The organism is Mesorhizobium sp. M2C.T.Ca.TU.002.02.1.1, from assembly GCF_003997225.1.
On the sequence record NZ_RZTO01001326.1, the window covers coordinates 1 to 937 of the forward strand.

The 937-nt window shown below is 62.3% G+C and carries 1 protein-coding gene; it reads right to left on the bottom strand.

All coding sequences use genetic code 11. The features are described 5' to 3' along the window. On the bottom strand, nucleotides 1–536 hold a 536-nt coding region (locus tag EOD07_RS35860; protein ID WP_245470626.1), incomplete at its 3' end, for an ABC transporter substrate-binding protein. Nucleotides 537–937: the final 401 nt, after the last annotated feature.

A 937-nucleotide genomic window follows, 5' to 3' on the forward strand; every position in this document is an offset into this window, starting at 1 on the left:
ACCTCGCGGTCCGAGACTGCCACGGCATCGGTGACATTCTCGAAATAGCGATTGTACATCGGGCTGTTGGCTTTCAGCACCCGGAACGACCAGATCACGTCGTCGGCGGTGATCGGCTGGCCGTCATGCCATTTGGCGCGCGCATCCAGCCGGTAGGTCGCGGACGAATAATCCGCCGGATATTTGTAGGCTTCGGCGATCAGCGGGTGGCTGACGCTGCCCTCGTCGGTCGCCTGTTCCATCAGCGTGTCGTAGAGCAGTCCGCCACCGAATTGAGCGAAACCGGCGGCCGGCGATCCCTGAACGATATAGGGGTTGAAGCTGTCGAAGGTGCCGACGACGACACTATTCAACGTGCCGCCCTTGGGCGCATCGGGATTGACGTAATCGTAGCGCTGGAAATTGTCGCCGTATTTGGAAGGCCCGATCAGCGAGGAGGTCGTATGCCATTCATCGGCGAAGCCGGCCTGGAGGCTGGCGGCGAAGGCGAAAGCGAGCGCCGATGCGAAAAGCGTGCGGAAGCGGCCAACCTTCATGCGTTCTCCTCGTCGCGAGCCCCGGAGCGCCCATCGTTTCACGGAAACGACGGTCGCTCTGTCGCTTTGTCTCGACGCAATTCCGGACGGAAAACCGGTCCCACTTTCCGGGAATTGCTCTGATCACCGGCAATCTAGATCATTTGACGCCGGTGGAAACCGCAAGTGCAGCCTTTGTCGCCGCCCATGCAGCTTTCCTAACAGAAAAGCCGGGATGAACCCGGCTTTTCCAAGGAAGTCTCTGTGACAAATTGTTTATTGAGCGGGCGCAGCCGGCTTGGCCGGAGCGGCTCCCTCGGCCGGCTTGGCGGCGCCGTCCGCCGGCTTGGCGGCATCGGCGGGCTTGGAAGCGTCGGCGGCGGCACCCGGCTGCGGCAGCGGCTTCGGGTTGTCCGACAGGG